This window comes from Clostridium sp. AF28-12 (assembly GCF_003435225.1).
Taxonomy (GTDB): Bacteria; Bacillota; Clostridia; order Lachnospirales; family Lachnospiraceae; genus Pilosibacter; species Pilosibacter fragilis.
Window position 1 is genome coordinate 1 of sequence record NZ_QWGJ01000044.1, and the last position, 4291, is coordinate 4291.

4 protein-coding genes and 3 pseudogenes are annotated in these 4291 nt (G+C 45.4%); 1 reads left to right on the plus strand and 6 read right to left on the minus strand.

Annotation, left to right across the window (positions count from 1 at the left end; genetic code table 11):
* A pseudogene (locus tag DWY93_RS16440) lies at positions 1-251 on the minus strand (mobilization protein); the annotation flags it as partial.
* A gap of 73 nt (positions 252-324) precedes the next feature.
* Here DWY93_RS16440 and DWY93_RS17265 point away from each other — a divergent pair.
* Complete coding sequence (locus DWY93_RS17265; RefSeq protein WP_055168421.1) at positions 325-843, plus strand: hypothetical protein; 519 nt, start codon at positions 325-327, stop codon at positions 841-843.
* Positions 844-894: 51 nt separating this feature from the next.
* Here DWY93_RS17265 and DWY93_RS16445 read toward each other — a convergent pair whose 3' ends face one another.
* From DWY93_RS16445 to DWY93_RS16470, 5 genes and pseudogenes are all read right to left on the minus strand, one after another.
* Positions 895-1215 carry a hypothetical protein gene (locus DWY93_RS16445; protein WP_044960761.1) on the minus strand — a complete coding sequence of 107 codons (321 nt, stop codon included), beginning with the start codon at positions 1213-1215 and terminating at the stop codon, positions 895-897.
* 245 nt (positions 1216-1460) lie between these two features.
* The gene (locus DWY93_RS16455) at positions 1461-2048 is read right to left on the minus strand and encodes a DUF2812 domain-containing protein (RefSeq protein WP_005927795.1); all 588 of its coding nucleotides are present in this window, start codon (positions 2046-2048) and stop codon (positions 1461-1463) included.
* A complete protein-coding gene (locus tag DWY93_RS16460; protein WP_005927798.1) occupies positions 2045-2368 on the minus strand; it encodes a PadR family transcriptional regulator in 324 nt (107 codons plus the stop codon). The genes DWY93_RS16455 and DWY93_RS16460 overlap by 4 nt, the downstream gene beginning before the upstream one ends.
* Before the next feature lie 192 nt (positions 2369-2560).
* Positions 2561-2689, minus strand: a pseudogene (locus tag DWY93_RS16465) (Maff2 family protein); the annotation flags it as partial.
* A gap of 219 nt (positions 2690-2908) precedes the next feature.
* Positions 2909-4252: pseudogene (locus DWY93_RS16470) on the minus strand (type IV secretory system conjugative DNA transfer family protein); the annotation flags it as partial.
* Positions 4253-4291 lie beyond the last annotated feature (39 nt).

The following is a 4291-nucleotide window of genomic DNA, read 5'->3' on the forward strand; positions in this document are numbered from 1 at the left end:
ATCTGGTTTAAGTTGCCGCCGATCCTGCCGTATTCGGCGGTTAGCTTCCCGACGGCGGCAAGCAGCTCGTCGTTGACGGGGGAAACGGTTATGGTGGGGCGTATGGCTGCCCCGGTTATGGCTTGCCGGATAAACTCGGCTTGGCTCATGTTGCAGGCAGAAAGCCTTTCCGCAAACTCGGCGTATTCTTCCTCGGTCATGCGTGTCTTGACTACCCGGCTGCGGTGCGGCGTGTTGTATCGTTTTCGCATGGTAAAACCTCCTTTCTGTGCGTGGTGTCCTCTCACTAATAGGAGAAAAACGGGGTGTGAAGCGGAACTGTTTTTGAAAAATCCGAAAAAATATTTTGAGGGATTTTTAAGCGGCGCAAGCCGCATAAGCAGGGTTTGGGGAAGGCACTCCCCAACAAGATTCCCGCAGGGGCAAAATGAGCGAAAAGCGAATTTTGGTACTGCGGTAGAATCTTGCTCTGAAAAACTGCCACTTTCCTCTGCGGCTGACTTTGCGGCAATCTACAAGGGTCGGTGTGGCTGCTTTCGTCAATATAGCGATTGCGGAGGCGTGTCCTGCCCACCTTTGTTCCCCTCTACGGACAGAAACGGAAAATGCCAAACGCTCATTTGGATTTTTCATCACTACTACGGCAGGCAAGCCCATTTCGGGCAAACTTCCCCGTCACTCACTACTACAAGGGAACGGGGCGTTTTGCCAAAAATGGGAGCAAAAAACGCCACGGATTTTCAAAAATCTGTGGCGTTGCTGTTTGGAGCAGTATTCAATTTTAGTCTCCCGTTCCCTCTTTTGGGTAAAAGAAAAGGACAACCGATTTTGGCTGTCCTGTGAAAATGTGTATTATGTTGTATTATGTATGATTGACAAGATTAAATTTGAAGATCATTCTTCTACAAAGTATCTGTATGCGGCGGCTTCAAGCTCTCCACATTCGTTAAGCAAGTTGCCATTTTCATCATAAAGCTTATAGGTAATTTGAGTATTACCTAACGACGCTTCTCCGTCCAATCCAAGCAACAAAGTATAGTAATTTTCTTTTAGCACCAAATTCAATAGATCATACAAATCATCTTTTGATATACCTTGTTCAGTTATTGCACTGATTTTTTTGCCGACAACTGATGAAGAATTAGGATTGAAGTATTCGGCTAAAATGGTTTTCTTTTCTTCGTAGCATAACTTAACAAATTGTTCTCCTGTCATTTTTATACTCCCCATACCGTAGTGTAAAATATATATTTATATTTCATTCTGTCGGAACTATTATAGCACATAGATGTGAAATTTTCTACTGTCTTTCCCCCATAATGGGCGGGAGCGACAGCACTTTAGTCTGTCGCTCCCTTGATTGCCACAAAAGCAGGACGGGCGGCGGCTGTCAACGGTGGCACATTTGCGCCGTTCATCTTGACCGTTGACTGGCTCGGCTGGATTTGCTATTTATTTCCTCACCATTCCTGTGTCTTGGCTTCCTTCCGGATTTTCATTATCTGTATTTGATATATACTGCCAGGAATTACAGAAACCAACGCAAAAATACCAAAGATTATAGATTGCTTTGTAACTGCGAATAGTGCAAACATGAGCAGTAGAAATAGCCACGGATTGCGTAAGTTGCGATAATATTTTTCTTTATCGTCATAAGAGGTATGGAGTTCAAAAGGCTTTCCATCATTTGCTTTTTCCACAATCAAGATTTCTCGATTAAAAGTTGTTGTGTTTGTCGCAATACGACCGCCCCTTTCTGCCCATGGGCGCCAACGAACTTTTCCAACAGAATAGTTTAGATTGATATTTTTAAAAAACACCTTATATCCCATATCCTCCAAAAAATTAGCATAATCTATTGAACTCTCTTTTGATTTTTCTCCGATAAACTCTACACAATAGGTCACTTCATCGGGCTTGCATTTTTCAAATTCGTATAACAGTTTTCCTGTCCGAACAAGTCGATAACCCTTTTCAGACATTTTGTTTAGCCATTTTTCCTGCGTATTTAGCAATCCGCCAAAAAAGCGATAACATTTTTTACTCATACTGCACCTCCAATAATTTCACTTGCAATGCTTACAAGTTCATTTAGTCTTGCAAGCTCTTTTTCTGCAATTTCTTTTCCCTGTGCTGTAATGTGGTATTCTTTTTTTCTTCCCTCACTATCTCCATAAGGTTCAATCCACTTCTTGTCCTGCAAAGAGTTTAATGCTCCATATAAAGTGCCTGCGCCTAACGAAAGCCGCCCGCCCGTTTTTTCTTCAACAAACTGCATAACGGCGTATCCGTGTTTTGGTGTATAAAGAGAGAGTAAAATATAAAAGGTCACTTCTGTAAGTGCGCCACTTTTTGCATTGTCTCTCATAGTCCAGCCTCCTTATTACGATTACTGTAATAAATATATCACTAACCGTAATATAAGTCAAGCAGATTCAAGGAAATTATTTAAGGGGCATGAAAATGGAGCAGCAACATTTTCGTGTTACTGCTCCACTTTGATACAGAATAGTAGGGTACGCTGTTCTCAATTTGTGTTGTTGCTTCTTTACCGTATATGAGCATTGGCGCCGGGGTTGTCGTTGCCGTAACCTTCCAGCAGGTTGATAACGCCCCAGATACCGAGACCGGCACCGAGCGCGATAACGAGGGTCTGAAGAACGGTGATTGCCTGTTCAAAAAATGCCATATAGTTTGTTAGCCGGAATCTGATTAAAAAATAGGTTTGTCATGTTTCATAGGCATACAAAAGCCGGAACAATCTGCCGCCCGGTTTCCGGGGGCATGATTCCGGCTGTCCTCCTTTTTCATTATTTTTTCTCGCGATTGTCCGCTTTGTACGCCAATGGCCCATAGAGGGCAGATGCGGCGAATAGATAAGATCACTCCCTTCTAAAGCGGAACGAAATTAAGCGCCCTTTGTGTCTACTTCATATACATCGCAGACCTCATTGGGCTTGAGTTTCAGCCTTGCGGACAAGAATGCTTCAATATCAAAAGCGTTCTTGTCATCCGCGTCGGCAGTGTACTTGAAATTGGGGTGCTTGGTGATGTCGTACTTATCCGAAAGGAAAGGACGCACACCGCGCAGCTGGAGGATACACTTGCCGCCATCCATAACAGCAAGCTCATCCTGGCTCATCAGCTCTTTCCCCAATTTTTGATAGTTGAGTGAATGGGATGTTTCCCTCCCACGGCTCTCTCCGGTGTTGTAGGTGTCGATGGTTTCCTTACCCAGCACGGCGGCCAGCTCCTTGAGAGTGGTCGGCTCCTTACCGCCCAGAAAGATGGAAGTATCCATGTTTCCGATAATGGTATCTGCGTTATCCTTATAAATCGCCTTGAGCTGACTCTGCGCCTGCAACACCAGACAGGCGGAGATCTCACGGCTTCGGATGGTGGCCACCAGCTTTTCCAACTTGGGTATCTGGCCAATGTTGGCGCACTCGTCGATCAGACAGCGCACATGAACCGGCAGTCTGCCGTCGTACACATCGTCGGCCTTTTCGCAGAGCAGGTTAAACAGCTGGGTATAACACATGGATATAAGGAAATTAAAGCTGTCATCAGTGTCACTCATGATGAGGAACAGGGCAGTTTTCCTGTCTCCCAGAGTATCCAGCTCCAGCTCATCATAAGCCGTGACCTCACGCAACTCTGCAATGTCGAACACGGCAAGGCGAGCGCCGCAGGAAATCAAAATCGACTTGGCTGTTTTTCCGGCGGCCAGCTTATATTTCTTATACTGGCGCACCGCAAAGTGGTTTGGCTTCTCGGCTTCCAGTGCATCAAACATCAGGTCTACGGGGTTTTTGAACTCCTCGTCATCCTCACGGACTTCCATGGCGTTGATGAACTCAATGAGGGTGGAGAAGTTTTGTTCCTCCACCGGAGCCTCATAATGGATATAGCCAATAAGCGCGCAGTACAACAAGGTTTCTGCTTTTACCCAGAAATCGTCTCCGGCCTTGCCTTCGCCTTTGGTATTGGCGATCAGCGTTGTTACCAGCTTCAAGATGTCCTTTTCGCTATGGATATAGGCGAAAGGGTTATAGTGCATGGACTTCTTGAAGTTAATGGTATTTAGGACCTTGATTCGGTACGGCTCATAAATGACCTTGCCGTGCTTATCCTTCATAGGCTTTCCGTCTTTCCCCAGCTTGGGTGCGCCCCTTTGGAGCATTTTTCCGCACTCCACCAAAATGGTTCCCTTCGGGTCTGTGACCACATAGGAACTGTGCATCTGCATCAGATATGAGGTAGGCACCCTGCGCCTTGCTGACTTTCATCA